The following is a 26,854-nucleotide window of genomic DNA, read 5'->3' as shown; positions in this document are numbered from 1 at the left end:
CGGCCGAATCCGCCGCCTCAGCCGAGCGGGTGGGCGGCGAGCAGGTCGCCCAGTGCCTCCTCGTGCGCCGCTGCCGGGCCCAGGGACAGCTCCAGCTGCTTGGCCCACGCGTGGTACCGGTGCAGGGGGTAGTCGGTGTCGGATCCGAAGCCGCCGTGCAGATGCTGGGCCGTCTGCACCACCCTGCGTACGCCGTCCGACGCCCAGATCTTGGCGACGGCCACATCTCCCGTGGCGGGCAGGGCGCCGCTCGCGCCGGTGCTGATGCGCCAGGCGGCCTGCCAGAGGGTGACCTCCATGGCGCGCAGGTCGATGTAGCGGTCGGCGGCCTGCACGGCGACGGCCTGGAAGGTGGCGACGGGGAAGCCGAACTGCTCGCGCTTGCTGGTGTATTCGCTGGTCATGCTCAGTACGCCCTCGCCGAGGCCGAGCGCGAGGGCGCAGGTCCCGGTGGCGAGCAGATCGCGCAGCCAGTCCCAGGCACCGTCGGCCTCGATGACGTCGTCGCCGCCGATCCGTACGGAATTAAGGCCCAGTTCGCCGAGGCGCTCACCGCTCGTGGACACCTGATCGGCGAGTGTGAGCCCCGCGTGCTCGCGGGGGATGAGGGCGAGGACGGTCCGTCCGGCGGATGTGTGGGCGGGCACCACGATGATGTCGGCGTTCTGTGCCCAGGGCACGGCTGTCTGTGTGCCGTCGAGCAGCCAGTCGTCGCCGTCCTGCCGTGCGGTGACGGAGAGTTCGGCGGGGTCGTGTCCGCTGCGGCCGTTCGCCGCGACGGTCAGGACGAGTTCTCCGCGGGCGGCCTTCGGCAGGATCCGCTGCTTCAACTCCTTGCCGCCGTAGGTCTGTACGGCGTAGGCGGCCGCGCTGCTCTCCAGGAGTGGGACCCGGGCGAGCTTCTTCGCCGACTCGCGCAGAACCAGGCAGAGGGCGATGGCGTCCAGACCCGCACCGCCGTGCTCGGGGTCGAGGAGCAGGCTGAGCAGGTCGGATCCGGCGAGCTTGGCCCACAGGGCGCGGTCGAAGTCCTCGTCGACGGCGCCCGGTACGAGGGCGGGGCTCGGTACGCCGTCGGGTGCGACGGAGGCGAAGAGCGCCTTCGCCGCCTCGACGGCCGCCTGCTGTTCCTCGGTGAAGGTGAAGTCCACTGCTTGTCCTCCCGTGCACCGGCCCGACGGCTCTGTCTCTGCTTCTGCCTACGCCCGCTGTGTCTGACGGGTCGTCAAGATAGAACAGGTTCTACGGGAAGGGAACAGCGAAGGTCTCAGCGGTCGAAGTCCAACTCCACCGTGTCCGTGGCCGGATGCGACTGGCACGCCAGCACATACCCCGCCTCGGTCTCCTCCGGCTCCAGCGCGAAGTTGCGGTTCATCCGCACCTCGCCCGAGACCCGGAAGGCCCGGCAGGTCCCGCACACCCCGCCCTTGCAGGCGTACGGCGCGTCCGCGCGGTTGCGCAGCACGGTGTCGAGCAGGGACTCCCCGTCCTGGACGGGCCAGGTGCCCGAGCGCCCGTCGAGCGTCACCGTCACGGTGCTGTGCGCGGGGGCGGCCGTGGTGGCGGGCGCCGGGGATGCGAGGCCGTCGTCCACGTGGAATATCTCCTCGTGGATGCGCTGACGCGTCACGCCGAGGCCGCGCAGTGTCTTCTCCGCGCCCTGCACCAGTCCGAACGGACCGCACAGGAACCAGCCCGCCACCTCCTCGACGGGCAGCAGCGCCGGCAGCAGTGTGGCCAGTCGCTCCTCGTCGAGCCGTCCGGAGTCGAGCCCGGACTGCTGTTCTTCCCGGGAGAGCACCGTGACCAGCTGGAACCGGTCCGGCCAGCGGTCCTTGAGGTCGGCGACCTCCTCGAGGAACATCGTCGACGCGGCGGTGCGGTCGCTCCGGATGAGACAGAACGTGGCGTGCGGTTCGCGCTCCAGGAGCGTCGTGACGATGGAGAGCACCGGTGTGATCCCGCTGCCGCCGACCACCGCCGCATAGCGCCCGGGTGCCGGTTCCAGGGTGAAGCGTCCGGCCGGGGTCATCACCTCCAGCTCATCGCCGACGGCGACTTCCTTCAGGGCGTACGTCGAGAAGGCGCCGCCTTCGACGAAGCGCACCCCGACCCGCAGGGTCTCTGGTTCCGAGTCGCGTTCGGGGTGGGGTGCGGGTGCGCAGATCGAGTACGTACGCCGGATCTCGGTGCCGTCGACGAATCGGCGGATGGCGAGGTGCTGGCCCGGTGCGTAGCGATACTCCTCGCGCAGGGCGGGTGGCACCTCGAAGGTCAGTGTCACGGAGTCGTCGGTGAGCTGCTCGACCGCTGCTATCCGGAGCTGGTGGAAGCGTGCCATCACAACTCCTTGAAGTGGTCGAACGGTTCACGGCAGGCGACGCATCGGCGCAGGGCCTTGCAGGCCGTCGACGAGAAGCGGCTGAGCAGTTCGGTGTCGGTCGAGCCGCAGTGCGGGCAGCGGACGGAGAGGGTGAGCGGTATCGGTCCGCTGCCGCTGCCGGGTCCGTCGGTGCTGTGCGGGCGCGGGGGTGCGATGCCGAACTCCGCCAGTTTGCGGCGGCCTTCGGCGCTGATGTCGTCCGTCGACCAGGCGGGGGAGAGCACGGTGTGCACGGAGACCTCCGACATGCCGCGCTCGTGCAGCACCTGCTCGATGTCGGCGGTCATGGCCTCGATGGCCGGGCAGCCGGTGTACGTGGGGGTCAGCTCGACGTCGACCTTGCCGATGCCGCGGACACGCACTCCGCGCAGGACCCCGAGCTCGGCCAGCGTGATGACCGGCAGCTCCGGGTCGGGCACGGAGCCCGCGAGGGCCAGGAGCTCTTCCTCGAGTGCGGTGGTCACCATGATGCCCCCGGGTGGCTGCGGTGCAGGTGCTGCATCTCGGCGAGCATCCGCCCGAAGGACTCGGTGTGCAGCCCCTGGCGTCCCGCGCCCGCGGCCCAGGCCCCTTCCTGGGGGCCAGAGGGCACGGTGAGGGTCGCCTTCTCGATGACGGCGGTCACCGAGGCGGTCCAACTCTCGTGCAGTGCCTGCCAGTCGATGCCCTGGGAGCCGTCCGTGCCGTCGAGGCCCTCCACCGGCTGGAACATTTCGCCGGTGAACCGCCAGAGCGCGTCGATGCCGCGCTCCATGCGCTCATGGCTCTCCGCCGTCCCGTCCCCGAGCCGCAGCGTCCACTGCTCCGCGTGGTCCTGGTGGTAGGCGACTTCCTTGACCGCCTTCGCCGCCAGCGGGGCGAAGGTGCTGTCCGTGCTCGCCAACTGGCCGTACAGCAGGGTTTGGTAGGTGGAGAAGTAGAGCTGGCGGGCGATGGTGTGGGCGAAGTCGCCGTTCGGCTGCTCGACCAGCTGGAGGTTGCGGAAGGCCCGCTCCTCGCGCAGATAGGCCAGTTCGTCCTCGTCCCCGGCCAGGGAGAGCAGGACGCGTGCCTGGCCGAGCAGGTCGAGGGCGATGTTCGCGAGGGCGACCTCTTCTTCGAGGACGGGTGCGTGGCCCGCCCACTCCCCCAGCCGGTGCGAGAGCACCAGCGCGTCGTCGCCCAGGGCGAGGGCCGAGGCGGTGGCCGTCGGGGTCAGTGGCGCGGTCATAGGTGCTTCACCCCGTCCGGGATGTCGTAGAAGGTGGGGTGGCGGTAGGGCTTGTCGCCCGCCGGTTCGAAGAAGGAGTCCTTCTCGTCGGGCGAGGAGGCGGTGATCTGGGTGGACGGCACGACCCAGATGGAGACGCCTTCGCTGCGGCGGGTGTACAGATCGCGGGCGTTGCGCAGGGCCATTTCCGCGTCCGGTGCGTGCAGGCTGCCGGCGTGGGTGTGGGAGAGCCCGCGGCGGGAGCGCACGAACACCTCCCACAGCGGCCAGTCGGTCGAGCTGCTCATGCCTTCGCCTCCCCGTGCTTGGCGGCGAACGCCGCTGCTGCCTCGCGCACCCACGCGCCTTCGTCGTGCGCGCTCTTGCGCTGGGTGATCCGTTGTTCGTTGCAGGGGCCGTTGCCCTTGAGGACCGCCCAGAACTCGGTCCAGTCGATGGCGCCGAAGTCGTGCTGCCCGCGCTCCTCGTTCCACACGAGGTCCGGGTCGGGGAGCGTGAGGCCGAGCGACTCGGCCTGGGGGACGCAGATGTCCACGAAGCGCTGGCGCAGCTCGTCGTTCGAGTGGCGCTTGATCTTCCAGGTCATCGACTGCTCCGAGTGCGAGGACTCGTCGTCCGGCGGGCCGAACATCATCAGGGACGGCCACCACCAGCGGTCCACCGCGTCCTGTGCCATCGCGTGCTGGGCCTCGGTGCCCCGGCTGAGGGCGAGCAGCGATTCATACCCCTGGCGCTGGTGGAACGACTCCTCCTTGCAGACGCGGACCATGGCGCGGGCATAGGGGCCGTACGAACAGCGGCAGAGCGGGACCTGGTTCGTGATCGCGGCGCCGTCCACCAGCCAGCCGATCGCGCCGACGTCGGCCCAGGTCAGCGTGGGGTAGTTGAAGATCGACGAGTACTTCTGGCGGCCCGAGTGGAGCTTGTCGAGGAGCTCGTCGCGGCTGGTGCCGAGGGTTTCGGCCGCGCTGTACAGATACAGGCCGTGACCGGCCTCGTCCTGCACCTTGGCCATCAGGATCGCCTTGCGCCGCAGGGACGGGGCGCGCGTGATCCAGTTGGCCTCCGGCTGCATGCCGATGATCTCGGAGTGGGCGTGCTGCGCTATCTGCCTGACGAGCGAGGCGCGATAGGCGTCCGGCATCCAGTCGCGTGGCTCGATGCGCTCGTCGGCTGCGACGGCGGCGTCGAAAGCGGATTGCTGCGCCGCTGTGCGTGCGGCGTCGGCCGCTGCCTGGTCCGGTGCGGACCGGGCCGTCTGATGCTCGGCTGCTGTCGCCATTCGCGGTCCCCCTCGACCTTTAGCTAGCTACCGACCGATCGTTCGGTTCGTGGAATTCAATGGTGCGGCTCAGCGCCATAAGGTGTCAACCCTGTGGATAACTTCACGGACGCTGTGCCTGGCGCGCAGGCATGAGTACCGTTCCGGTGCGAAGCGGGCGGTAGAGAGCCGTGTGACGGGCGGGCCGACGGGCGCACACCACCGTGCGGGATCGGGAATCGGGGCGGAATGGACGCGAACGACAACAACGCGAACGAGCCGCCGCTCCCATCCTTCAACGCCGTCCCCTCACCCGCCGGCGGCGTCGCGGCAACCCCGCCCGCCGACGGCGTCCCGCCCGCCCCGCCGCCCGACGGCATCCCGGCCGCGCCCCCGCCCCGGCCGCCCCGCGCAGGCATCGCCGCCCTCTCCCCGCGCTACCAGGTCGCCGCCGCGCTGGCGCTGGCCCTCATCACCGTCACGGCCTGCGTCCACGTCGGGATGCTCTTCCTCCACGTCGCCCCCGCCAACACCATGACCAAGCAGCACGGGCAGGCCGTCGACGACTGGATCTATCCCGAGTTCGAGCAGAACTGGAAGCTCTTCGCGCCCAACCCGATGCAGCAGAACATCGCGGTGCAGGCCCGCGCCGAGATCCGTACGGGCGACGGAAGCACCCGGACCACCGGCTGGCACGACCTCTCCGCGCGCGACGGCGCCGACATCGACGGCAATCTGCTGCCCAGCCACACGCAACAGAACGAACTGCGCAGGGCCTGGGACTTCTACGTCGCCGCGCACGACGCGCAGAATCGTCCCCGCGGCCTGCGCGGACAGCTCTCGGAGCGCTACGTCCGCCGCATCGTCGTGATGCGCGTCGAGCGCGAGGAGCCCATGGGCCAAGGTGCCGCCGTCGAGCGCGTCCAGGTCCGCTCCAAGACCACGAACGTGCCCGCCCCCGAGTGGAGCGACGAGAAGGTCGCCGCCAAACCGGTGCTCCGCCAGTTGCCGTGGTGGCCGGTGACACCCGACGACATGCCACTGGGCAAGGCCCAGGAGTCCGAGGGGGACGCCCGATGAAGCGCTTCGGCTCCGTGCTCGGCCACGGCATCGAACGGATCACCGCATCCGCCCTCGGTCCCTACCAGACCGCCGTGGTCCGCATCGGGTTCGCCGCCACCTGGCTGCTCTTCCTACTGCGCGAACTCCCCAACCGCCACGAGCTGTACGGGCCCGACAGCCCGTGGAGCTGGGACATGGCCCAGCAGCTCATCGCGGAGAACCACGCCTTCACGGCCCTGATGTGGTCCGACGGGCGCATCTGGTTCGAGGCCCTCTACGCGCTCGCCGTCCTCAGCAGCGTCCTGCTGATGCTCGGCTGGCGCACCCGCACGATGTCCGTGCTCTTCATGATCGGCGTGCTCTCGCTGCAGAACCGCTCGATCTTCATGGGTGACGGCGGCGACAACGTCATCCACCTCATGGCCACCTACCTGGTGTTCACGCGCTGCGGCCAGGTCTGGTCGCTCGACGCCCGGCGCGCCGCACGCGCGCGTACAGCGCCGGTCGGCCGGTCGGCGGATGCGGATCTGGAGAAGGCGGCGCAGCCCGTCGACCGGGTCGGGCCCGTGCTGTGGTGGGCCCTTGGACTCGGCCTGTCCGTGGTGACGTTCATGGGGGAGCTCAGCGGCGGCTGGCTGCTGGTCTTCTGGGGGCTGTGGCTGTCGCACGGCCTGTGGTGGGCCGTCGGACGGCGTGCGCCCGACGGCGAGGGTCACAGGCTCCTCGACGTCATCGTGAAGCTCGCGCACAACGCCGCACTGCTGGTGATCATGGTCGAGGCGTGTCTGATCTACGCGACGGCCGGCTGGTACAAGATCCAGGGCAGCCGCTGGCAGGACGGCACGGCCATCTACTACCCGCTGCGCCTCGACTACTTCTCCCCCTGGCCCGCGCTCTCCGACCTGCTCGCCTCGCACGGCCTCATGGTGATGCTGGTGACGTACGGGACGGTCGCCGTGCAGGTCGCCTTCCCCTTCACCCTCTTCAACAGGCGGGTCAAGAACGTCCTGCTCGCCGCCATGATCTGCGAGCACGCGGTCATCGCGGTCATCCTCGGCCTGCCGTTCTTCTCGCTCGCGATGATCGCGGCCGACGCGGTGTTCCTGCCGACGTCGTTCCTGCGACGCGTCGCCGGCTGGACGGCACGCGCGCGTGGAGCGCTGTTCGCGCGGCTCTCACGCGGTCGTACGGTGCCGGTGCAGCGCGGGGCCGACGAGGAACCGGCCAGGGAATCCGCCGAGCACGCGCGCGTAGGCTTCCCTTCATGAACGGGACGTACGCGGGATGAACGGGACGTACCAGCCTGATCCGGACGACGCGCTGCGTGTCTGGAGAGAGGTCGCCGACACCTCCGTGCTCCTCGACGGCTTCCACGCCATCAAGCACGCGCTGCGCTTCGGAGCGCCGATCCCCTCGGCGCTGGCCGGGGACAAGGCCGCGGTCCTCGCCCTCGCCGACGACCTCGCGCCCGATGTGAAGGACGCCCTCGACGCGCTCCTCGTCCAGGTCCCTGAGGGCACCCTGCGCGCCCTTGTGCCGCGTCTGCATCCCACGGGGGTGGCCGCCCTCGCGGTACGTCCGTCCCGTGCCGCCAACCTCGACGCGCTGGCCCGCATGCCGAGGACCGCGCCGGTCGTCGTCCTCGACGACCCCCGCAATCTGGGCAACGCCGGGGCCGTGATCCGGCTCGCCGCGGGATTCGGGGCGACGGGAGTCGTCACGACCGGCACGCTCGACCCCTGGCATCCCACGGTCGTACGCGGTGGCGCGGGCCTGCACTTCGCCACGGCCGTCGAGCGGATGGACGTCTCCGAGCTGCCGCCGGGGCCGGTGTTCGCGCTCGACGCGGAGGGTGAGGACATCCGCGGCCTCAAGCTGCCGGACGACGCCGTGCTGGCCTTCGGGTCCGAGCGCAGTGGTCTGTCCGCGGGGCTGCGGGAGCGCGCCGACCATTTGGTGTCGCTGCCGATGCGGCCCCAGGTCTCCAGCTACAACCTGGCCACCAGCGTCGGGATGACCCTCTTCCACTGGTCGGCGGGCAGGCCCCCGGGCGCGGAGGCCTGAACCCGCCGCCGGGCGTCAGGCGTCCCTGCGGATCTCCACCACACGGAAGCGGTTGGCCACGAAGGCGCCGTCGCACAGGGCGGCGTTCGCCGCCGGGTTGCCGCCCGAGCCGTGGAAGTCCGAGAACGCCGCCGTCTGGTTCACATAGACGCCGCCCGTGAGGTTCAAGGAGAGCTGGGCGCACTCCTCCAGGCAGGTCTCCTCCACGGCGCCGGACACCTCGTCCGACGTCGTGTACGCGCCGACCGTCATCGCGCCCTTGTCGCGCACCGTGCGGCGCAGCAGCTCCACGGCGTTCGCGGAGGAGTCGACCGCGACGGCGAAGGAGACGGGGCCGAAGCACTCGTTCAGATAGACCGCCTCGGCGTCCGGCTTCGCGCCGTCCAGCTTGACGATGACCGGGGTGCGGACCACGGCGTCCGGGAACTCGGGGTTGCTGATCTCCCGTGAGGGGAGAGCCACTTCGCCGAGCCCGGTCGCTGCCTCCAGGCGGGCCTTCACGTCCGGGTTGACCAGGGCGCCCAGGATGCCGTTCGCGCGGGCGTCGTCGCCGAGCAGGCCGTTCACCGATGCGGCGAGGTCGGACACCACGTCGTCGTACGACTTCGGTCCGGCGTCCGTGGTGATGCCGTCCCGGGGGATCAGGAGGTTCTGTGGGGTCGTGCACATCTGGCCGCTGTACAGCGACAGGGAGAAGGCCAGGTTGGACAGCATTCCCTTGTAGTTGTCCGTCGAGTCGACGACGACCGTGTTCACGCCGGCCTTCTCCGTGTAGACCTGCGCCTGGCGGGCGTTGGTCTCCAGCCAGTCACCGAAGGCCGTCGAGCCCGTGTAGTCGATGATCTTGATCTCGGGGCGGACGGCGAGGGTCTTGGCGATGCCTTCGCCCGGCCGCTCGGCGGCCAGGCACACCAGGTTCGGGTCGAAGCCCGCGTCGGCGAGGACCTCGCGCGCGATGCGCACCGTCAGCGCGAGCGGCAGCACCGCGCGCGGGTGGGGCTTGACCAGGACGGGGTTGCCGGTGGCCAGGGAGGCGAACAGGCCCGGGTAGCCGTTCCACGTCGGGAACGTGTTGCAGCCGATCAGGAGCGCGATGCCGCGCCCCACGGGCGTGAAGCGCTTGTCCAGGGCGATCGGGTCGCGCTTGCCCTGGGGCTTGGACCACTCCGCGTTGTCAGGGGTGCGGGCCTGCTCGACGTACGCATACGCCACCGCTTCCAGGCCGCGGTCCTGGGCGTGCGGTCCGCCCGCCTGGAAGGCCATCATGAAGGCCTGGCCGCTGGTGTGCATGACCGCGTGCGCCAGCTCGTGCGTGCGCGCGCTGATGCGCGACAGGATCTCCAGACAGACCATCGCGCGCACTTCCGCGCCCGCGTCGCGCCAGGCGCGCATTCCGGCGCGCATGGCGGGCAGCAGCGTGTCGATGTCCGGGTGGGGGTACGTGATGCCCAACTCGGGCCCGTACGGAGAGACTTCCGCGCCGGTCCAGTCGTCCGTGCCCGGTTGGTCGAGGTCGAAGCGGTTGCCCAGGAGGGCGTCGAAGGCGGTTTTGCCCTCGGGCAGGCTCAGGCTGCCGTTCTCTCCATAGGCCTTGGGGTGCTCGGGGTGCGGCGACCAGTACGCGCGCGTGCGGATCGTCTCCAGCGCCTGGTCGAGTGTGGGCCGGTGCGTGGCGATCAGCTGGTGCGCGGTGAGTTCGGCGGCCATATCGGACCAACTCCTCGTCGAGCCGGCTCTTCGTCGAGCCGGCGAGCTGGGCAGGGCAGTGGGCAGGAACGGACAGACAGAGCTAGAGTAACCGAACGATCGGTCGGGACAAGGGGGTCCGCCGAACCTGTGGACAACTTCTCGCCGGGCACCCCGCACCCTCCGGCGGACACCTCGTGCGGGAGGATCGCGAGCATGACAGCACTCGAGCTCAGCAGCCCCGTTGCCGTGGTCGGCACCGGCACCATGGGGCAGGGCATCGCCCAGGTCGCCCTGCTGGCGGGCCACCCCGTGCGGCTGTACGACGCCGTGGAGGGCCAGGCGAGGACCGCGGCCGCGGCGATCGGCGCACGCCTGGAGCGGCTCGTCGAGAAGGGCAGGCTCACGGCCGGCGACCGCGCCGCCGCGGGGGACCGGCTCGCACCGGTCGACAGCCTCGCCGAGCTGGCCGGGTGCGGATTGGTCATCGAGGCGATCGTGGAACAACTGCCCGTCAAACAGCGCCTCTTCGAAGAGCTGGAAGAGATCGTCGACGAGGACTGCCTCCTCGCCACCAACACGTCCTCCCTCTCCGTCACCGCCATCGCGGGCACGCTCAAGAAGCCCGGCCGCTTCGTCGGCCTGCACTTCTTCAACCCCGCGCCGCTCCTCCCCCTCGTCGAGGTCGTCAGCGGCTTCGCGAGCGACGAGACGGCGGCCACGCGCGCGTACGAGACGGCGCGGGCCTGGGGCAAGACGCCGGTGCGCAGCGCGGACACCCCCGGCTTCATCGTCAACCGCATCGCGCGCCCCTTCTACGCCGAGGCGCTGCGCCTCCACGAGGAGCGGGCCGCCGACCCGGCCACCATCGACGCCGTCCTGCGCGAATCGGGCGGCTTCAAGATGGGCCCCTTCGAGCTCACCGACCTCATCGGCCAGGACGTGAACGAAGCCGTCACCCGCTCCGTGTGGGAGTCCTTCTTCCAGGACCCCAAGTTCACGCCGTCGCTCGCCCAGCGCCGCCTCGTCGAGTCGCGCCGCCTGGGCCGCAAGTCCGGCCAGGGCTGGTACGCGTACGGGGACGACGCCTCGCGTGTGGGGCCCCACACGGCGGCGCCCGCACCGGCCCCGGCGTCCGTCGCGGTGCATGGGGACCAGTTCCAGGCGCACGACGTCGTCAAGCTGATCGACGAAGCCGGGATCGACATCGCGCTCAAGGAGCCCTACGACCCCGACCGCCCAGGGTGGATGGAACTGCCCAGCGGCGTCAGGATGTATCTGGCCGACGGCTGCGCCTCGGACGACGCCGAGACGGCGGTGATCCAGTTCGACCTCGCGCTGGACTACCGTGCCGCGACCAGGATCGCCCTGGCTCCCTCCGTGGCGGTGAGCGAGGAGCAGCTCCAGGAGGCCGTGGGCCTCTTCCAGGCGCTGGGCAAGCAGGTCAGCGTCATCGCCGACGTCCCGGGGATGATCGTGGCCCGGACCGTCGCCATGCTCGTCGACTTCGCCCAGGACGCCGTCGCGCGCGGTGTCGCCAGCAGAGAGGACATCGACACGGCGATGCTCCTGGGCGTCAACTACCCGCGTGGACCGCTCGAATGGGGCGAGGCGCTCAACCTGCACTGGGCCATCGACATCCTGGAATGCCTGCACCAGGAGTACCCCACCGGCCGCTACGCCCCGTCCCAGGCGCTTCGCCGCGCGGCAGCGCGAGAGGACCTCTGCTCATGACCACCACCAGGCGCGACACGTACACCCCGGAGAGCCTCCTGACGGTGGCCGTCCGGATCTTCAACGAGCGCGGCTACGACGGCACGTCCATGGAGCACCTCTCCAAGGCGGCCGGAATCTCCAAGTCCTCGATCTACCACCACGTATCGGGCAAGGAAGAGCTGCTGCGCCGCGCGGTCAGCCGGGCGCTCGACGGGCTCTTCGGGATCCTCGCCGAGGAGCACGCGCGCGTGGGCACCGCCGTGCAGCGCCTGGAGCACGTCACGCGCCGCACCGTCGAGGTGCTCATCGCCGAACTGCCCTATGTGACGCTGCTGCTGCGCGTGCGCGGCAACACGGACACCGAGCGGTGGGCCATGGAGCGGCGCAGGGAGTTCGACCAGCAGGTCGCCGATCTGCTCAAGGAAGCCGTCGCCGACGGCGACCTGCGCTCGGATGTCGAGCTGCGCCTGGCCACCCGGCTGCTCTTCGGAATGATCAACTCCATCGCGGAGTGGTACCGGCCGGACGCCCGTGGCGCCTCGTCGGGACAGCAGGTTGCCGACGCCGTCGTCCAGATGGCCTTCGCGGGGCTGCGCAGCGGCGACTGACGCACCAGCTCCGGCTGACAGGCCCACCTCTCCGGCCGGCGGATCAGTTCTCCGCCTCCAGGTCGTCCTCCTCGAAGACCAGCAGCGTACGCGTGCTGAGCACTTCGGGGATGGACTGCAGCCGGGTGAGGACCAGCTCGCGCAGCGCGCGGTTGTCCGGCGTGTGCACCAGGAGCAGTACGTCGAAGTCGCCGCTGACCAGCGCGATGTGCGAGGCGCCCGGCAGCGTCCGCAGGTGCTCGCGGACCGTGCGCCAGGTGTTCTGGACGATCTTGAGCGTGATGTAGGCGGACGCGCCCTGGCCTGCCCGTTCGTGGTTGATCCGGGCGCCGAAACCGCGGATCACCCCGTCGTCGATGAGCCGGTTGATGCGCGCGTACGCGTTGGCCCGTGACACATGGACGCGCTCGGCCACGGCGCGTATCGACGCGCGACCGTCCGTGTGCAGGATGTGCAGGATGTCGCGGTCGATGGAGTCCAGGGGGCGGGGCAGGCCCTCCTGGCGGTCGCCGGACCGGGTTTCCGGACGATCACCGTCGCGTCCGTCGGCCATTCGTTCAGATGCCATGTCCCCCCGCCTCCCTACCATGGACGTACTGCATCCATCCCAGGCTGTGCAGAACCGTTTGTCCACAGCCTGGAGGTGCCTGTAGCCAAAATGTGCCGACGACCGAACAATCGGTAGGTGAGGCGCCTCACATTGCCGCGCCTCTTTTGCCGCTCCCACGAGGAGACCGCTTCCACATGGAGGTGCCGACATGACGGTCATGGAGCAGCGGGGCGTCTACCGGCCCACCCCGCCACCCGCATGGCAGCTCAGGACCGATCCCGCGCCGCTGCTGCCCGACGCGGAGCCCTATCGCGTCCTGGGCACGGAGGCCGCCGGCAAGGCCGACGAGGAGCTCCTGGGCCGCCTGTACGCACAGCTGGTGCTCGGACGGCGGTACAACACGCAGGCGACGGCCCTGACCAAGCAGGGCAGGCTCGCGGTCTACCCCTCCAGCACCGGCCAGGAGGCGTGCGAGGTGGCCGCCGCGCTGGTTCTCCAGGAGCGGGACTGGCTCTTCCCCAGCTATCGCGACACGCTCGCCGCGGTCGCCCGCGGCCTCGACCCCGTCCAGGCGCTGACCCTGCTGCGCGGCGACTGGCACACCGGGTACGACCCGCGCGAGCACCGCATAGCGCCCCTGTGCACCCCGCTGGCGACCCAGCTCCCGCACGCCGTGGGTCTCGCGCACGCCGCCCGCCTGAAGGGCGACGACGTGGTCGCGCTCGCCATGGTCGGCGACGGCGGCACGAGTGAGGGCGACTTCCACGAGGCGCTGAACTTCGCGGCCGTCTGGCAGGCGCCCGTCGTCTTCCTGGTGCAGAACAACGGCTTCGCGATCTCCGTGCCCCTCGACAAGCAGACGGCCGCCCCGTCCCTGGCCCACAAGGCCGTCGGGTACGGAATGCCGGGACGCCTGGTGGACGGCAATGACGCGGCGGCGGTACACGAGGTGCTGAGCGACGCGGTGTCCCGCGCACGCGCGGGCGGCGGCCCCACGCTCGTCGAAGCGGTGACGTACCGCATGGAAGCCCATACGAACGCCGACGACGCCACGCGCTACCGCGGGGACACCGAGGTCGAGGCCTGGCGCGCGCACGACCCGATCCTGCTTCTGGAGCGGGAGCTGACCGAGCGCGGACTCCTCGACGAGGACCGCAGGCGGGCGGCCCGTGACGACGCCGAGGCGATGGCGGCCGACCTGCGTGAACGCATGAACCAGGACCCCGAGCTGAACCCCATGGACCTCTTCAGCCATGTGTACGCCGAGCAGACCACCCAACTGCGCGAGCAGGCGGCGCAGTTGCGGGCCGAGCTCGAGGCCTCGGACGCAGACGACGCAGACGACGCGGACGGCGAGGAGAACGCGCGATGAGTACGGTCGCGGCCGAACGGGCCACCAAGAAGGCAGCCAAACCGGCCACCATGGCGCAGGCGCTGGGGCGCGCGCTGCGTGACTCCCTGGCCGAGGACCCGGCCGTGCACGTCCTCGGAGAGGACGTCGGGGCGCTCGGCGGGGTCTTCCGCGTCACCGACGGACTCACCAAGGAGTTCGGCGAGGACCGCTGTACGGACACACCGCTCGCCGAGGCGGGCATCCTGGGGACGGCCGTCGGCATGGCGATGTACGGGCTTCGGCCCGTCGTCGAGATGCAGTTCGACGCGTTCGCCTACCCCGCCTTCGAGCAGCTGATCTCCCACGTCGCGCGGATGCGGAACCGCACGAGGGGCGCGATGCCGCTGCCCATCACGGTGCGCGTGCCCTACGGCGGTGGCATCGGCGGAGTCGAGCACCACAGCGACTCCTCCGAGGCGTACTACATGGCGACTCCGGGACTCCATGTCGTCACGCCCGCCACGGTCGCCGACGCCTACGGCCTGCTGAGGGCCTCCATCGCCTCCGACGACCCGGTCGTCTTCCTGGAGCCTAAGCGCCTCTACTGGTCGAAGGCCGACTGGAACCCGGACGCGCCGCAGGCCGTTGACCCCATAGGCAAGGCAGTGGTGCGGCGCACCGGCCGCAGCGCCACGCTCCTCACGTACGGGCCGTCCGTGCCCGTCTGCCTGGAGGCGGCCGAGGCGGCCGTCGCCGAGGGGTGGGACCTCGAAGTGGTCGATCTGCGCTCGCTCGTGCCCTTCGACGACGAGACGGTGGCCGCTTCCGTGCGGCGGACCGGGCGCGCAGTCGTCGTGCACGAGTCGGGCGGGTTCGGCGGCCCCGGCGGTGAGATCGCCGCTCGCGTCACGGAGCGGTGCTTCCACCACCTGGAGGCGCCGGTCCTGCGCGTCGCCGGATTCGACATTCCCTATCCGCCGCCGATGCTCGAGCGGCATCATCTGCCGGGCGTGGACCGGATCCTGGACGCGGTCGCGCGACTGCAGTGGGAGGCGGACAGCTGATGGCGCCCGGTCTGAATGTGAACAGCCTCGAGTTCAAGCTGCCCGATCTCGGCGAGGGGCTCACGGAGGCGGGGATCACCCGCTGGCTCGTGCAGGTCGGCGATGTCGTCGCCGTGGACCAGCCCGTCGTCGAGGTGGAGACGGCCAAGGCGCTGGTGGAGGTGCCCTGCCCGTACGGAGGCGTGGTGACGGCCCTCTTCGGTGAGGAGGGGACGGAACTGCCGGTGGGCGCGCCGCTGCTGACGGTCGCCGTCGGCGCCCCGGAGGGGAGCCCCGCTCCGGCTCCGGAAGAGCCGGCGGAGCGGGCCCTGCAGACGGCCGCCGCCGAGGAGTCCTCCGGCAACGTGCTGGTCGGGTACGGCACGGCTGCGGCGCCCGCGCGGCGCAGGAGGGTGCGCTCGGCGGGGCCTGTCACGCAGCCCGCGCCGAAGCCTGCCGCCCAGCCCGTCCCGCGGGCCGTGCGGCAGGAGAAGCCGCCGCGGCCGCAGGAGCCTGCCGCTGGGCCTTCCGAGGCCTCGGGTTCTTCGGGGGCGGGCACGCTTCCGCGCACGGACGGCCCGATACCGGTGATCTCCCCCCTCGTACGCAAGCTGGCGCGGGAGAACGACGTGGATCTCCGTGTCCTGTTGGGCACGGGACCTGACGGGCTGATCACGAGGGCGGACGTGGAGAGCGCCATCGCGGTGGGGCGGACGACCGCACACGCGGCCACGCCTACGTACGAGCCCACGCCCACGCGCACGCACGAACCCACGCCCACGCGCACGCACGACGTCACGCCTACGCACACACCGGTGGGAGCGGTGAGCGAGGAGCCGCGCGTTGCCCCGACGGGGGCGGAGATCCGCTACCCGCTGACCGGCATCCGGGGCCTCGTCGCGGACAAGATGTCCCGCAGCAGGCGCGAGATACCGGAAGCCACCTGCTGGGTCGACGCCGACGCGACGGAACTGCTCGCGGCGCGCGCCGCGATGAACGGAGCCGCGAAGGAGGGCGAGGGGCAGAAGATCTCGCTGCTCGCGCTGTTCGCCCGCATCAGCGTGGCCGCGCTGGCCCGCTATCCGATGCTCAACTCCACCGTGGACATGGAGGCGCGCGAGGTGGTCCGGCTCGCGGATGTCCACCTCGGCTTCGCCGCGCAGACCGACCGCGGTCTGGTCGTCCCCGTGGTCCGCAACGCGAACACGCGCACCACCGAATCCGTCAACGCCGAGCTGATCCGGCTCACGGAGGCCGCCCGGGACGGGAAGCTGACGCCGGCGCAGCTGACGGGCGGCACGTTCACGCTGAACAACTACGGGGTGTTCGGGGTCGACGGCTCCACGCCGATCATCAATCACCCCGAGGCGGCCATGCTCGGCGTGGGCCGGATCGTGCCCAAGCCGTGGGTGCACCAAGGGGAGTTGGCGGTGCGGCACGTCGTGCAGCTCTCGCTGACCTTCGATCACCGGGTGTGCGACGGCGGCACGGCGGGCGGGTTCCTGCGGTTCGTGGCGGACTGCGTGGAGCAGCCCGCGGTGCTGCTGCGGTCGGTGTGAGGAGGTTCGGGGCGGCGGTGTGAGTCCCGGCGCGGTCATGTGAGTCCCCGTACAGAGGGGTGGCATTGATCCTTCGTGCGCCCATACTCGGGGGATGACCGCGCAGAGGGTTCCGGGTGGCGCCGTATCCGCCGCCTCGAACGCCGCCCCGACCGATGGTCCCTACGACGATCCGTACGACGCCGTGATCCTTGCGGGAGGGGGCGCCAGACGGCTCGGTGGTGTGGACAAGCCGGGGCTGCGGGTGGGTGGCCGGGCGCTGCTCGACCGGGTGCTCGGCGCGTGTTCCGGCGCGGGGACGACCGTGGTCGTCGCCGGGCCCCGGCCGACCGCGCGCCCCGTGGTGTGGGCGCGCGAGGAACCCGCCGGTGCGGGGCCGCTCGCCGCGCTCGAAGCGGGGCTGCGGTGCACGGGGGCGGAGCAGGTCGTGGCGCTCTCCGCCGATCTGCCGTTCCTGGAGCAGCGGACGGTCCGGAGCCTTCTTGCCGCGCTGCGGAAGAGCGGCGCGGACGGTGCGGTCCTGAGCGATCCCGGCGGCCGGGACCAGCCGCTGGTGGCGGCCTACCGCAGTGCGTCGCTGAAGCGTGAGATCGCACGGCTCGCCGCCGAGCACGACGGTCTGACAGGACTTCCGCTGCGGTCCCTCACCGCGCGGCTCGAACTCACCCGGGTCGCCGACCCTGTCGCGTCCTTCGACTGCGACACCTGGGACGACATCGCGGCCGCTCGGGCCCGCATCAGGGAGCATGGGCACGTGTTGGATGAATGGATTTCCGCAGTCAAGGACGAACTGGGCATCGAGCTCGACGTCGACACCGGCTTGCTGCTCGACCTCGCGCGCGACGCCGCACACGGCGTGGCCAGGCCTGCGGCTCCGCTGACCACCTTCCTGGTGGGGTACGCGGCGGCGCGGGCCGCGGAGGGCGGCGGGCCCGAGGCCGTGGCCGAGGCCGCCCGCAAGGCGGCGGCGCTGGCTACGCGGTGGGCGGAGGAGGGCGGCTCCGATGCGGGCGCGGCGCCTGATGCGACGCCTGCCGCGGCTAGTGATGCGACGCCCGGCACGACGCCGTCGGGTGCCGCCCCCGACCCGGGGCAGGGCGCACGGGACGACATGCGGCCGGATGCCGGATGAGTGGGCAGCCCGCGCCGGACGCCGAGCTGGACGAGGCTCTCGCCCTGGTGAACGACGACCATGGCCGCAGGACCGGCGGGCGCGCCGACGGTGAGCCCGGCGGCAGCAATCTTCGGGGTGCGGGTGCGTCGGCCGCCTCGGGCAACCTGGGGCACGAAGCCGTGCCCCAGCCTCCGCCCGCGCCCGGCACGCCAGCCACTCCCACCACCCCCGGCACGCCCGCCGCATCCGCCCCCCGCGAGCAGGGCGCGGCGCCGAGCGGAGACCCCCAGGCGGCCAACCACCGCGACCACCGTGACCACCAAGACCACCGCGACATCACCCCCTGGCCCGTCGCCCGCACCCTCGCCGGTCGCGCCCCGCGGCCCGTGCCCTCAGCCTCGGCGCCCGTCGCCGTCCCCCTGGGGCAAGCGCTCGGCCTCGTACTCGCCGCGCCCCTCGTCGCCCTCACGGATCTCCCCTCCTTCGACACCTCGGCGATGGACGGCTGGGTCGTCGCGGGACCCGGGCCCTGGGACGTGCGGGCCGACGGGATCCTCGCCGGGCACGGACGGCCGGACCCGCTCTCCGACGGTGAGGCCGTGCGGATCGCGACCGGGGCACGGATTCCGCAGGAGGCCACCGCCGTCATCCGCAGCGAGCACGGCCTCACCGACGACAAGGGGCGGCTGCACCCCCGGCGAGACGTCGCGCACGGACAGGACATCCGGCCGCGCGGTCAGGAGTGCCGCTCCGGCGATCAACTCCTTCCGCCCGGCGCCCTGGTGACCCCGGCGGTGCTCGGCCTCGCGGCAGCCGCGGGATACGACGAACTGCCCGTGGTGCCCCGCCCCAGAGTCGAAGTGCTGATCCTGGGCGACGAGTTGCTGACCGAGGGGCTCCCCCACGAGGGCCTCATCCGCGACGCGCTCGGTCCGATGCTTCCGCCCTGGCTGCGCTCACTGGGCGCGGAAGTCATCGCCGTGCGCAGGCTCGGTGACGATGCCGAGGCGCTCCATCAGGCCATCACCAGCTCCGCCGCCGACCTCATCGTCACCACCGGTGGTACCGCCTCAGGCCCGGTCGACCACGTCCACCCCATCCTGCGCCGCATCGGCGCCGAGCTCCTCGTGGACGGCGTCGCGGTCCGCCCCGGGCACCCCATGCTGCTCGCCCGCATCCGCCCCGACCAGCACCTCGTCGGCCTGCCCGGCAATCCGCTCGCGGCCGTCTCCGGCCTGCTGACCCTGGCCGAGCCCCTGCTGCGTACGCTCTCGGGGCGCCCCGCCACGTCGGCGTACACCGCCGAGCTGCGCGAGGACGTGCACGGACATCCGCACGACACCCGTCTCGTCCCCGTCACGCTCCGCGCCGACCACGCGGTGCCGCTGCACTACAACGGCCCGGCGATGCTGCGCGGTATCGCGGTGGCCGACGGGCTCGCGGTCGTTCCGCCGGGCGGCGGGCGACAGGGCCAGGAGCTGGAGGTCCTCGACCTCCCGTGGGCCCTCTCGGACGCGGCCACAGGCACGGACGTAGCCACGAACGCAGCTACAGCGACAGCCACAAGCACGAACTCAGCCACAGCGACAGCCACCGCCACCACCCCAGACACAGCCGGAGAGTGTTTCACGTGAAACTTCCCGGCCATGACGCCATCGCGCGCAACCCCGACGAACACCTCGTCACCCACCGGATCAAGCTGCCGCGCCGGGTGGTCGAGCGCCCCCTGTTGCAGGTCGGCAAGCGGCTGATGATGGCGCTCGCCGTGCTCGCCCTGACGACCTTCATCGTCTGGATCGACCGCGGCGGCTATCACGACAACTCGGACGACGGGCTCGACTTCCTCGACGCCGCCTACTACTCCACCGTCACGCTCTCCACCACCGGTTACGGCGACATCGTCCCGTACAGCGACAGCGCGCGGCTCTGCAACATTCTCCTGATCACGCCGCTGCGTGTGCTCTTCCTGATCATCCTGGTCGGTACCACCCTTGAAGTACTCACGGAACGTACGCGCGAGGAATGGCGTCTGAACCGCTGGAGGTCCAACTTGCGTGAACACACCGTCGTCGTCGGCTTCGGCACGAAGGGCCGCTCCGCGATCCAGACCGTCTGTGCGACCGGTCTGAAGCCCGAGCAGATCGTGGTGGTCGACCCGAGCGCCAAGGTCGTCGACGCCGCCACAGCCGAGGGCTACGCGGGCGTCATCGGCGATGCGACGCGCAGCGACGTGCTGCTCCGTGCCGAGGTGCAGCGCGCCCGCCAGATCATCATCGCGACCCAGCGCGACGACACCGCCGTCCTGGTCACGCTGACCGCCCGGCAGATGAACCGCGGGGCCAAGATCGTGGCCGCGGTGCGCGAGGAGGAGAACGCGCCGCTGCTGCGCCAGTCCGGCGCCGACGCGGTGATCACCAGCGCCAGCGCGGCGGGACGGCTGCTCGGCCTCTCCGTGCTCAGCCCGAGCGCGGGCATGGTCATGGAGGATCTGATCCAGCAGGGCAGCGGGCTCGATCTCGTCGAACGGCCGGTGATAAAGGCCGAAGTGGGCATGGGCGTCCGTGAGACGGACGATCTGGTGGTCAGTGTCGTACGCGGGCATCGAGTGCTCGGATACGACGATCCTGCTGTCGGGAAGCTGCAGTTGATGGACCGGCTGATCACCATCGTGCGGGCGACGCCGACGTCACCGATGGCACCCGACGCCCGGTCGAATCCGCCGCGTGGCGGTCTGCGCACGTAGTCGGACCGGCCGGAATCCGCAGGGAGTAGCCTCGCCCGCATGCATGCGATCACGATCCCCGAAGCCGGTGGACCCGAAGCGCTCGTATGGGCCGAGGTCCCCGATCCCGTACCCGGCGAGGGTGAGGTGCTGGTCGACGTCGTGGCCAGCGCCGTGAACCGCGCCGATCTGCTCCAGCGCCAGGGCTTCTACAACCCGCCACCCGGCTCGTCCCCCTACCCGGGGCTCGAGTGCGCGGGCCGCGTCACCGACATCGGCCCCGGCGTCTCCGGCTGGGAGATCGGCGACGAGGTGTGCGCGCTGCTCGCCGGCGGTGGCTACGCCGAGCAGGTCGTCGTCCCCGCCGGACAGTTGCTGCCCGTGCCCGAGGGCGTCGACCTCGTCACGGCGGCCGCGCTGCCCGAGGTGACCTCGACGGTCTGGTCCAACGTCTTCATGATTTCCCACCTCCGGCCCGGCGAGACGTTCCTCGTGCACGGCGGCTCCAGCGGCATCGGCACCATGGCGATCCAGCTGGCCAAGGCCGTCGGCGCCAAGGTGGCGGTCACGGCGGGCACCAAGGAGAAGCTCGACTTCTGCGGCGAACTCGGCGCGGACATCCTCATCAACTACCGCGAGCAGGACTTCGTCGAGGAGATCAAGAAGGCCACGGACGGCGCGGGCGCGGACGTCATCCTCGACAACATGGGCGCCAAGTACCTGGACCGGAACGTGCAGTCCCTCGCGACCAACGGCCGTCTCGCGATCATCGGCATGCAGGGCGGGGTCAAGGGCGAGCTGAACATCGCCACGCTCCTCGGCAAGCGCGCCGCCGTCACCGCGACCTCGCTGCGGGGCCGTCCCGCCGAGGAGAAGGCGACGATCGTCGCGGCGGTGCGCGAGCACGTGTGGCCGCTGATCGCCGCGGGCCACGTACGCCCGATCGTCGACCAAACGGTGCCGATGAGTGACGCGGCGGCCGCCCATCGCGTGCTGGAGGAGAGCACGCACATCGGGAAGGTGCTGCTCGTCCGCTAGGCGCGCCGCTGGAGTCGCGCCCCTGGCGTGGGGTGATCGACCCGCGGGCCGGTGGGGGCTCGTCGCGCAGTTCCCCCCGTCCCTTACCGGGCGCTGCGCTCCCGCCGCCGGGTCGCCAGGTCAGTCGAGATGCCGGAGTTGTGTCGCTGTGTGACGCTTGATGCAGCTTCAGTGATCTCTTTTGATCTTGGCGACCCGGTAGCGGGAGGGGGTCAGCACGGTGACTCCATGGCTTCGCCCCTTGTCGGTCCTGACGTTGCTCGTGACGTTGCTCCTGGCCGTCTCATCCCTCTCCCTGTCGTACGCGGTTGACCCCTCCCCCGGCGAGACCCGCGCCGGAAGCGTGTCCGGCGACGGCCGGGCCCGGCCGGGACGTGCGGATCCGGTGCCGCCGCCTCCGCCCCCCTCGGTGTCGGTGCCGCCCCGAACACCGGAGCCGGTCCCAGAGAAGAAGACCGCCGAGACCCAGACCGGCGAGACCCGGACCACCGCGTCCGACGCCACCCGGCGGACCGCCACCGAACCCGCCCTGCCCGGCCTGCGCGTCCTGCCGCTCGGCAGCGGCCTGGTCCTCATCGGCCTCGGTCTCGGATTCTTCGCCGTGCGGCTGCGCCGCGGCTGACACGGTCGGCCCTCTCCTGCACGGTCGGCCCCTTCGTACACGACCGGCCCCCTCGTGCACGGTGGATCAGCGGCAAATGGGGGCACCACCGATGTGTGATGTACGCGTGCGAGAGAATGGCGGCATGGAGATGCCGAGGAACGAACGGTCGCCGGAGAGCCCCCAGGTCCTGGTTGTCGGACAGGACGGAATGGCGCTCGGCGGCGGCGGAGACGACGAATCCCGTGAGGTCCCGGTGACGGACATGGTCGAACAGCCGGCGAAGGTCATGCGTATCGGCAGCATGATCAAGCAGCTGCTCGAGGAGGTGCGGGCGGCACCTCTCGACGAGGCGAGCCGGGTACGGCTCAAGGAGATCCACGCCAGTTCGGTCAAGGAGCTCGAGGACGGTCTCGCCCCCGAGCTCGTCGAGGAACTGGAACGCCTCTCCCTCCCCTTCACCGATGACGGAGTGCCCAGCGACGCCGAGCTGCGCATCGCGCAGGCCCAGCTGGTGGGCTGGCTCGAGGGTCTCTTCCACGGGATCCAGACGGCCCTCTTCGCGCAGCAGATGGCGGCGCGGGCGCAGCTCGAATCGATGCGGCGCGCGTTGCCGCCCGGTGTGGGCGGCGGCGAGGAGGAAGAGGACGGCGGCATCGCGGGGCGCACCGGAGGGCCTTACCTCTAGACACCCCTAGACGCGACGCCTTCGGGCGAGCCGCACACGACAACGCGAAGGGCCCGGTCACGAGGTGACCGGGCCCTTCGTTTCAGTTGCTGCGCAGGCTCAGTTGCTGCTGCTGCTGCTGCGGCTCAGGCCGGGTTGCCCGTGGAGATCGTGAACTCGATGTCCACGTCGTCCGGGTCGATGTCGGAGCCTTCCTTGGGGGACTGCACCATGACGGTGTCCTCCCCGTAGGTGTTCTCGTCCACCGTGCGCTTGTCGTACTGCCAGCCCGCCGCCTGCAGGCACTTCTGCACGGAGCGCCAGTCCTGGAACGTGAAGTCCGGGACCTTGATCTTGTTCTCGTCGTTGTACGCGGTCTCCGGCTCGGTGCACTCATCGGTGTCGATCGTCTTGGACCGGTCCGGACCCCGATGACCCGCCACCGGCGCGTTCGACTCCTTCTCCTTGGGGTCCTTGCCGCCGTCGTCACCGCTCAGCGAGACCGCCGCGATCACACCGCCGATGGCGAGCAGCGCGACGACGATCGAGCCGACGACCACCGGCATGTTCCGCTTGCCACCGCCCGAGCCGGAACCGCCGCCCTGTACGGACGTCTGCGCGGGCTGCGGCGAGAGCGTGTACGGCGGCGGGGTCTGCGCGGCCTGCGGGGCGTACGCGTTCGTGGGCGCCGGGGTCGGGTAGCCACCCTGCTGCGGGTAGCCGTACCCCGGGGTCACGGGGGCCGGTGTGGCGGGGCCGTACGTACCCGGGCCCGGCTGGTACGGCGTCTGGACGCCGCCCTGCTGCGGGAGCGAGGAGTCGACCGGCGGGAAGACCGAGGCGCCGACGCCCGCGCCGCTCGCCGTCTGGGCGCCCGGCACGATGCTCGGCGCGGCCGCCTGGAAGGACTGGGCGACGCGCAGGCACTCGTCGCGCATGGCCTCGGCGGTCGGGAAACGCTCGTTCGGGTTCTTCTTGAGCGCACGGGCGACGATCGCGTCCACCGCGGGCGGCAGCGAGCGGTTGATCGAGGACGGAGCGACCGGCTCCTCCTGGACGTGCGCGTACGCGATGGCCAGCGGGGAGTCCGCCTCGAAGGGCAGCCGTCCGGTGGTCAGCTGGAAGAGCATGATGCCGACGGAGTAGAGGTCGGACCGGGCGTCCACGCCGCGGCCGAGCGCCTGCTCCGGCGAGAGGTACTGGGGGGTGCCGACGACCATGCCGGTCTGCGTCATGGAGGTGACGCCGGACTGCATGGCGCGGGCGATGCCGAAGTCCATGACCTTGACGACGTTGCGCTTCGTCATCATCACGTTGCCGGGCTTGATGTCGCGGTGGACCAGGCCCATCTCGTGGCTGATCTCGAGCGCGGCGAGCACATCGGCGGTGATCTTCAGGGCCTGGTCGCTCGGCATGGCGCCGAACTGGGCGACGGAAGCGTCGAGGACGGAGCCGAGCGGCTTGCCCTCCACGTACTCCATGACGATGTACGGCATCGTCGCGCCGTCGAGCTCGTCCTCGCCGGTGTCGAAGACCGAGACGATGTTCGTGTGCGTGAGCTTGGCCACCGACTGGGCCTCGCGGCGGAAGCGCTCGCGGAAGGACTGCTCGCGTCCGAGCTCGCTGTGAAGCGTCTTGATCGCGACTTGACGGTCGAGTACGGAGTCGTATGCGAGGTGAACGGAGGCCATGCCGCCCTCACCGAGAAGATCGCGCAGCTGGTACCGGCCACCGGCCAGCGAGCGCCCCGCATACCGTCCCTGTGCGCCGTCCTGGCTGCTCATGTCGTGCGTCCCCCATCGGCGCGGTGTGCCGGACGGCTCCGCGGTCGGTGATCGATTCCCGCTATTCCTGGCCAAGTCTGCCCGAGGGCAGTGCCACGTCAAGCTCGATGCCCGTTCCGTGACCGTACGCGCAAGAAGCGTCTCGGAAGCGTTACAAGTTTGCGTGCGAGGGTCCCCGGCGGGTTTGATGTCCGGTCCACCTCGAACCGCCGCGCCGCGCGAAGGCTGTAGCGTGGCCCGGCGGGGTTCCCCCAGTACCACCAAGCACCACGACCAGAAACGACGGCGAGGACTGATGGCACAGACGCAGCGCGCTCAGGGCCCGTCCGACCCCGAGGCGAGTGGCGGCGGTATGTCAGACGCGCCGGAGTTGTGGGGTAACGGCGGACTTGTCGGGGACGGCCGGTATCGGCTGACCCACAGACTCGGCCGGGGCGGCATGGCGGAGGTGTTCGCGGCCGAGGACGTACGTCTCGGTCGTACGGTCGCCGTCAAACTGCTCCGCTCCGACCTCGCGGAGGACCCGGTCTCCAAGGCCCGCTTCACGCGCGAGGCCCAGTCGGTGGCGGGGCTCAACCACCATGCGGTGGTGGCGGTCTACGACTCCGGCGAGGACGTCGTCGGGCCGAGCGTCGTCCCGTACATCGTCATGGAGATCGTCGAGGGCCGGACGATCCGCGATCTGCTGCTCAACGCGGAGGCGCCGGGTCCCGAGCAGGCCCTGATCATCGTCTCCGGGGTGCTCGAGGCGCTCGCGTACTCGCACCAGCACGGCATCGTGCACCGCGACATCAAGCCCGCGAACGTGATCATCACCGACACCGGCGCGGTGAAGGTGATGGACTTCGGTATCGCCCGTGCCCTGCACGGCGCGCAGTCGACGATGACCCAGACCGGCATGGTCATGGGCACGCCCCAGTACCTCTCCCCGGAGCAGGCGCTCGGCAAGGCCGTCGACCACCGTTCCGACCTGTACGCGACCGGCTGTCTGCTCTACGAACTCCTCGCGCTGCGGCCCCCGTTCACCGGTGAGACGCCGCTGTCCGTGGTCTACCAGCACGTCCAGGACATCCCCGTACCGCCGTCCGAGACCTCCGACGGGTCGCCGCCGGAGCTGGACGGCCTGGTGATGCGTTCGCTCGCCAAGGACCCGGACGACCGGTTCCAGACGGCCGAGGAAATGCGCGGTCTGGTCCAGTACGGGCTCCAGATGCTGCACGAGCAGGGCAGCCACACCGGGACCTGGAACACCGGTCCCGTCGACCTGGCGGGCATGCACGAGGGCGGCAGCACCCCGGCGATGGGCGTCGCGGGCACCACCGCGATGCAGCACCCGGGCGACTCCGGCACCGCGCAGATCCCGGGCGCCATGCTGCGTCCCCCGGGCGGCGACGACGGCGGCTTCGAGGGCGGTCACCGCGACGGGAACGGCCGTGGCGGCCGGGGCAAGATGTGGATCTTCGCGGTGCTCGCGGTCATCGCGATCGCCGTGGGTGTCGCGTACGCGCTGACGGCGGGCGACGGCAAGCAGAAGGAAAAGGAAGGCCCGACCAAGGCCCCGACGAGCCAGTCGGAGACGAAGAAGCCGAGCAAGAGTCCGGAAGAGGACACCTCGGACGAGGAGACGCTGCCGGGCGACGGCTCCGGCGGTCAGGGCAGCTACACCCCGGAACAGCCGAACACCACCGGCCCGACGAATCCCACGACGCCGACCGAGAGCCAGCCGACGGACGACCCGACGGAGCCGACGGACGAGCCCACCGAGCCGACGGACGACCCGACGACGCCGACCGACGACCCCACCCCTACGGGTGGCGGTGACGAATCGCCGGTGACCGGCGGCACGGAGGGCGAGGCCAACAGCGGCGCCGAAGGCTGAGCCGAGGCGTACAGGCCCGTGGTACGGGCCCGTGAACGAGACGCACGCGCGCGTGGAGCCCTTCCGGGCTCCACGCGCGCGTGCGTCTGTTGTCGAAGGCTCTACGAGGTCATGCGCTGAAGCTGCCGCTGCCGGCCGCCGTGCAGGGTGTGCACCGTGGCTAGCTGCGGCTCTATGCGCAGGTAGACCGGGTCGTAGAGCTCGCCGTCCACGTAGTGCGGGCCGGGGCCGAAGAGTTCCAGCTCGTCGTTGGTCGGCTCGATCGCCTCGCAGAGGCCGACGAACTGCACGGTCCACTGGCCCGTGCGCGCGGTCTCCGCGCTGAGGTTGTCCGCCCCGTAGGCGACGACACTGCCGACGCAGGCCTGGTGGTAGCCGTATCCCTTGTGCATCCGCAGCAGGATGCGCCCGTCCACGACGACGTGGCGGGCGGCGGCGAGGAAGGGCAGCGCGCGCATGCTGGTCGCGACCCGGCCGTAGTCGGTGCGGCCGAGCAGTTCGAAGGCGAGCCGTTCGTCCTGTTCCAGATCGTCGGAAGGCATGCGTCCACCCTCCGGCACCGGCGGGGGGCCGG

At 71.0% G+C, this 26,854-nt stretch carries 25 protein-coding genes; 15 read left to right on the top strand and 10 right to left on the bottom strand.

Annotated elements, in window-relative coordinates; translation table 11 throughout:
- Positions 1 to 17: 17 nt before the first annotated feature.
- The 6 genes from M4V62_RS21345 to paaA all read right to left on the bottom strand — a co-directional run bounded on the left by M4V62_RS21345 (position 18) and on the right by paaA (position 4,875).
- A complete protein-coding gene (locus tag M4V62_RS21345) occupies positions 18 to 1,151 on the bottom strand; it encodes an acyl-CoA dehydrogenase family protein (protein ID WP_249588855.1) in 1,134 nt (377 codons plus the stop codon).
- 116 nt (positions 1,152 to 1,267) lie between these two features.
- Positions 1,268 to 2,341 (bottom strand): 1,2-phenylacetyl-CoA epoxidase subunit PaaE, encoded by a 1,074-nt coding sequence (paaE, locus tag M4V62_RS21340; protein ID WP_249588854.1) that lies wholly within the window; start codon positions 2,339 to 2,341, stop codon positions 1,268 to 1,270.
- Positions 2,341 to 2,850 carry a 1,2-phenylacetyl-CoA epoxidase subunit PaaD gene (gene paaD / locus M4V62_RS21335; RefSeq protein ID WP_249588853.1) on the bottom strand — a complete coding sequence of 170 codons (510 nt, stop codon included), beginning with the start codon at positions 2,848 to 2,850 and terminating at the stop codon, positions 2,341 to 2,343. The genes paaE and paaD overlap by 1 nt, the downstream gene beginning before the upstream one ends.
- Positions 2,844 to 3,593, bottom strand: coding sequence for a 1,2-phenylacetyl-CoA epoxidase subunit PaaC (gene paaC, locus M4V62_RS21330; protein ID WP_249588852.1), 750 nt, complete (start codon positions 3,591 to 3,593; stop codon positions 2,844 to 2,846). The genes paaD and paaC overlap by 7 nt, the downstream gene beginning before the upstream one ends.
- Positions 3,590 to 3,880: a 1,2-phenylacetyl-CoA epoxidase subunit PaaB gene (gene paaB / locus M4V62_RS21325; RefSeq protein ID WP_160506146.1), complete on the bottom strand. Its 291-nt coding sequence runs from the start codon at positions 3,878 to 3,880 to the stop codon at positions 3,590 to 3,592. Before paaB ends, paaC begins: the two co-directional genes overlap by 4 nt.
- On the bottom strand, positions 3,877 to 4,875 hold the full coding sequence (gene paaA / locus M4V62_RS21320) for a 1,2-phenylacetyl-CoA epoxidase subunit PaaA (protein ID WP_249588851.1): 999 nt from the start codon (positions 4,873 to 4,875) through the stop codon (positions 3,877 to 3,879). Before paaA ends, paaB begins: the two co-directional genes overlap by 4 nt.
- Positions 4,876 to 5,103: 228 nt before the next feature.
- Between paaA and M4V62_RS21315 the strand changes: the two genes are divergently transcribed.
- From M4V62_RS21315 to M4V62_RS21305, 3 genes are read left to right on the top strand one after another with little or no spacing between them, the layout of a single operon-like run.
- A complete protein-coding gene (locus tag M4V62_RS21315; protein ID WP_249588850.1) occupies positions 5,104 to 5,934 on the top strand; it encodes a DUF5819 family protein in 831 nt (276 codons plus the stop codon).
- Positions 5,931 to 7,184, top strand: coding sequence for an HTTM domain-containing protein (locus M4V62_RS21310; RefSeq protein WP_249588849.1), 1,254 nt, complete (start codon positions 5,931 to 5,933; stop codon positions 7,182 to 7,184). The genes M4V62_RS21315 and M4V62_RS21310 overlap by 4 nt, the downstream gene beginning before the upstream one ends.
- Before the next feature lie 16 nt (positions 7,185 to 7,200).
- Positions 7,201 to 7,980, top strand: a complete 780-nt coding sequence (locus M4V62_RS21305; RefSeq protein ID WP_249588848.1) for a TrmH family RNA methyltransferase — start codon at positions 7,201 to 7,203, stop codon at positions 7,978 to 7,980.
- A 15-nt stretch (positions 7,981 to 7,995) separates the two neighbouring features.
- On the opposite strand, the gene paaN is transcribed toward M4V62_RS21305, so the two are convergent.
- Positions 7,996 to 9,687, bottom strand: a complete 1,692-nt coding sequence (paaN, locus tag M4V62_RS21300) for a phenylacetic acid degradation protein PaaN (RefSeq protein ID WP_249588847.1) — start codon at positions 9,685 to 9,687, stop codon at positions 7,996 to 7,998.
- A 195-nt stretch (positions 9,688 to 9,882) separates the two neighbouring features.
- On the opposite strand from paaN, the gene M4V62_RS21295 reads away from it, so the two are divergent.
- Both M4V62_RS21295 and M4V62_RS21290 read left to right on the top strand, forming a co-directional pair.
- The gene (locus tag M4V62_RS21295) at positions 9,883 to 11,400 is read left to right on the top strand and encodes a 3-hydroxyacyl-CoA dehydrogenase (protein ID WP_249588846.1); all 1,518 of its coding nucleotides are present in this window, start codon (positions 9,883 to 9,885) and stop codon (positions 11,398 to 11,400) included.
- Positions 11,397 to 11,990 carry a TetR/AcrR family transcriptional regulator gene (locus tag M4V62_RS21290; RefSeq protein WP_249588845.1) on the top strand — a complete coding sequence of 198 codons (594 nt, stop codon included), beginning with the start codon at positions 11,397 to 11,399 and terminating at the stop codon, positions 11,988 to 11,990. Before M4V62_RS21295 ends, M4V62_RS21290 begins: the two co-directional genes overlap by 4 nt.
- A gap of 43 nt (positions 11,991 to 12,033) precedes the next feature.
- Here the strand turns inward: M4V62_RS21290 and M4V62_RS21285 are convergent, their stop codons facing one another.
- Positions 12,034 to 12,543: an Lrp/AsnC family transcriptional regulator gene (locus tag M4V62_RS21285; RefSeq protein ID WP_425575113.1), complete on the bottom strand. Its 510-nt coding sequence runs from the start codon at positions 12,541 to 12,543 to the stop codon at positions 12,034 to 12,036.
- 205 nt (positions 12,544 to 12,748) lie between these two features.
- On the opposite strand from M4V62_RS21285, the gene pdhA reads away from it, so the two are divergent.
- From pdhA to M4V62_RS21240, 9 genes are all read left to right on the top strand, one after another.
- The gene (pdhA, locus tag M4V62_RS21280) at positions 12,749 to 13,912 is read left to right on the top strand and encodes a pyruvate dehydrogenase (acetyl-transferring) E1 component subunit alpha (protein ID WP_249588843.1); all 1,164 of its coding nucleotides are present in this window, start codon (positions 12,749 to 12,751) and stop codon (positions 13,910 to 13,912) included.
- On the top strand, positions 13,909 to 14,937 hold the full coding sequence (locus tag M4V62_RS21275) for an alpha-ketoacid dehydrogenase subunit beta (RefSeq protein ID WP_249588842.1): 1,029 nt from the start codon (positions 13,909 to 13,911) through the stop codon (positions 14,935 to 14,937). Before pdhA ends, M4V62_RS21275 begins: the two co-directional genes overlap by 4 nt.
- Positions 14,937 to 16,475 carry a dihydrolipoamide acetyltransferase family protein gene (locus tag M4V62_RS21270; protein ID WP_249588841.1) on the top strand — a complete coding sequence of 513 codons (1,539 nt, stop codon included), beginning with the start codon at positions 14,937 to 14,939 and terminating at the stop codon, positions 16,473 to 16,475. The genes M4V62_RS21275 and M4V62_RS21270 overlap by 1 nt, the downstream gene beginning before the upstream one ends.
- A 94-nt stretch (positions 16,476 to 16,569) precedes the next feature.
- Positions 16,570 to 17,607, top strand: coding sequence for an NTP transferase domain-containing protein (locus M4V62_RS21265; RefSeq protein ID WP_249588840.1), 1,038 nt, complete (start codon positions 16,570 to 16,572; stop codon positions 17,605 to 17,607).
- The gene (locus M4V62_RS21260) at positions 17,604 to 19,223 is read left to right on the top strand and encodes a molybdopterin molybdotransferase MoeA (RefSeq protein ID WP_249588839.1); all 1,620 of its coding nucleotides are present in this window, start codon (positions 17,604 to 17,606) and stop codon (positions 19,221 to 19,223) included. Before M4V62_RS21265 ends, M4V62_RS21260 begins: the two co-directional genes overlap by 4 nt.
- Positions 19,220 to 20,332 (top strand): potassium channel family protein, encoded by a 1,113-nt coding sequence (locus tag M4V62_RS21255; protein ID WP_249588838.1) that lies wholly within the window; start codon positions 19,220 to 19,222, stop codon positions 20,330 to 20,332. Before M4V62_RS21260 ends, M4V62_RS21255 begins: the two co-directional genes overlap by 4 nt.
- A gap of 39 nt (positions 20,333 to 20,371) precedes the next feature.
- Positions 20,372 to 21,349 carry an NAD(P)H-quinone oxidoreductase gene (locus M4V62_RS21250; RefSeq protein WP_249588837.1) on the top strand — a complete coding sequence of 326 codons (978 nt, stop codon included), beginning with the start codon at positions 20,372 to 20,374 and terminating at the stop codon, positions 21,347 to 21,349.
- Positions 21,350 to 21,569: 220 nt separating this feature from the next.
- Positions 21,570 to 21,971, top strand: coding sequence for a hypothetical protein (locus M4V62_RS21245; RefSeq protein ID WP_249588836.1), 402 nt, complete (start codon positions 21,570 to 21,572; stop codon positions 21,969 to 21,971).
- Between the two features lie 124 nt (positions 21,972 to 22,095).
- On the top strand, positions 22,096 to 22,638 hold the full coding sequence (locus M4V62_RS21240) for a bacterial proteasome activator family protein (protein WP_249588835.1): 543 nt from the start codon (positions 22,096 to 22,098) through the stop codon (positions 22,636 to 22,638).
- Positions 22,639 to 22,763: 125 nt separating this feature from the next.
- Here M4V62_RS21240 and M4V62_RS21235 read toward each other — a convergent pair whose 3' ends face one another.
- Entirely contained in the window at positions 22,764 to 24,401 is a 1,638-nt protein-coding gene (locus M4V62_RS21235) for a protein kinase domain-containing protein (RefSeq protein ID WP_249588834.1), read from the bottom strand.
- A gap of 295 nt (positions 24,402 to 24,696) precedes the next feature.
- Between M4V62_RS21235 and M4V62_RS21230 the strand changes: the two genes are divergently transcribed.
- On the top strand, positions 24,697 to 26,280 hold the full coding sequence (locus M4V62_RS21230; protein WP_249588833.1) for a protein kinase domain-containing protein: 1,584 nt from the start codon (positions 24,697 to 24,699) through the stop codon (positions 26,278 to 26,280).
- A 101-nt stretch (positions 26,281 to 26,381) separates the two neighbouring features.
- On the opposite strand, the gene M4V62_RS21225 is transcribed toward M4V62_RS21230, so the two are convergent.
- Positions 26,382 to 26,822 (bottom strand): pyridoxamine 5'-phosphate oxidase family protein, encoded by a 441-nt coding sequence (locus M4V62_RS21225; RefSeq protein WP_249588832.1) that lies wholly within the window; start codon positions 26,820 to 26,822, stop codon positions 26,382 to 26,384.
- Between the last annotated feature and the right edge of the window lie 32 nt (positions 26,823 to 26,854).

The organism is Streptomyces durmitorensis (assembly GCF_023498005.1).
In the GTDB taxonomy this organism is placed as follows: Bacteria; Actinomycetota; Actinomycetes; order Streptomycetales; family Streptomycetaceae; genus Streptomyces; species Streptomyces durmitorensis.
The sequence above is the reverse complement of the archived record's forward strand: the minus strand, read 5'-3'. Positions and strand labels throughout refer to the sequence as shown.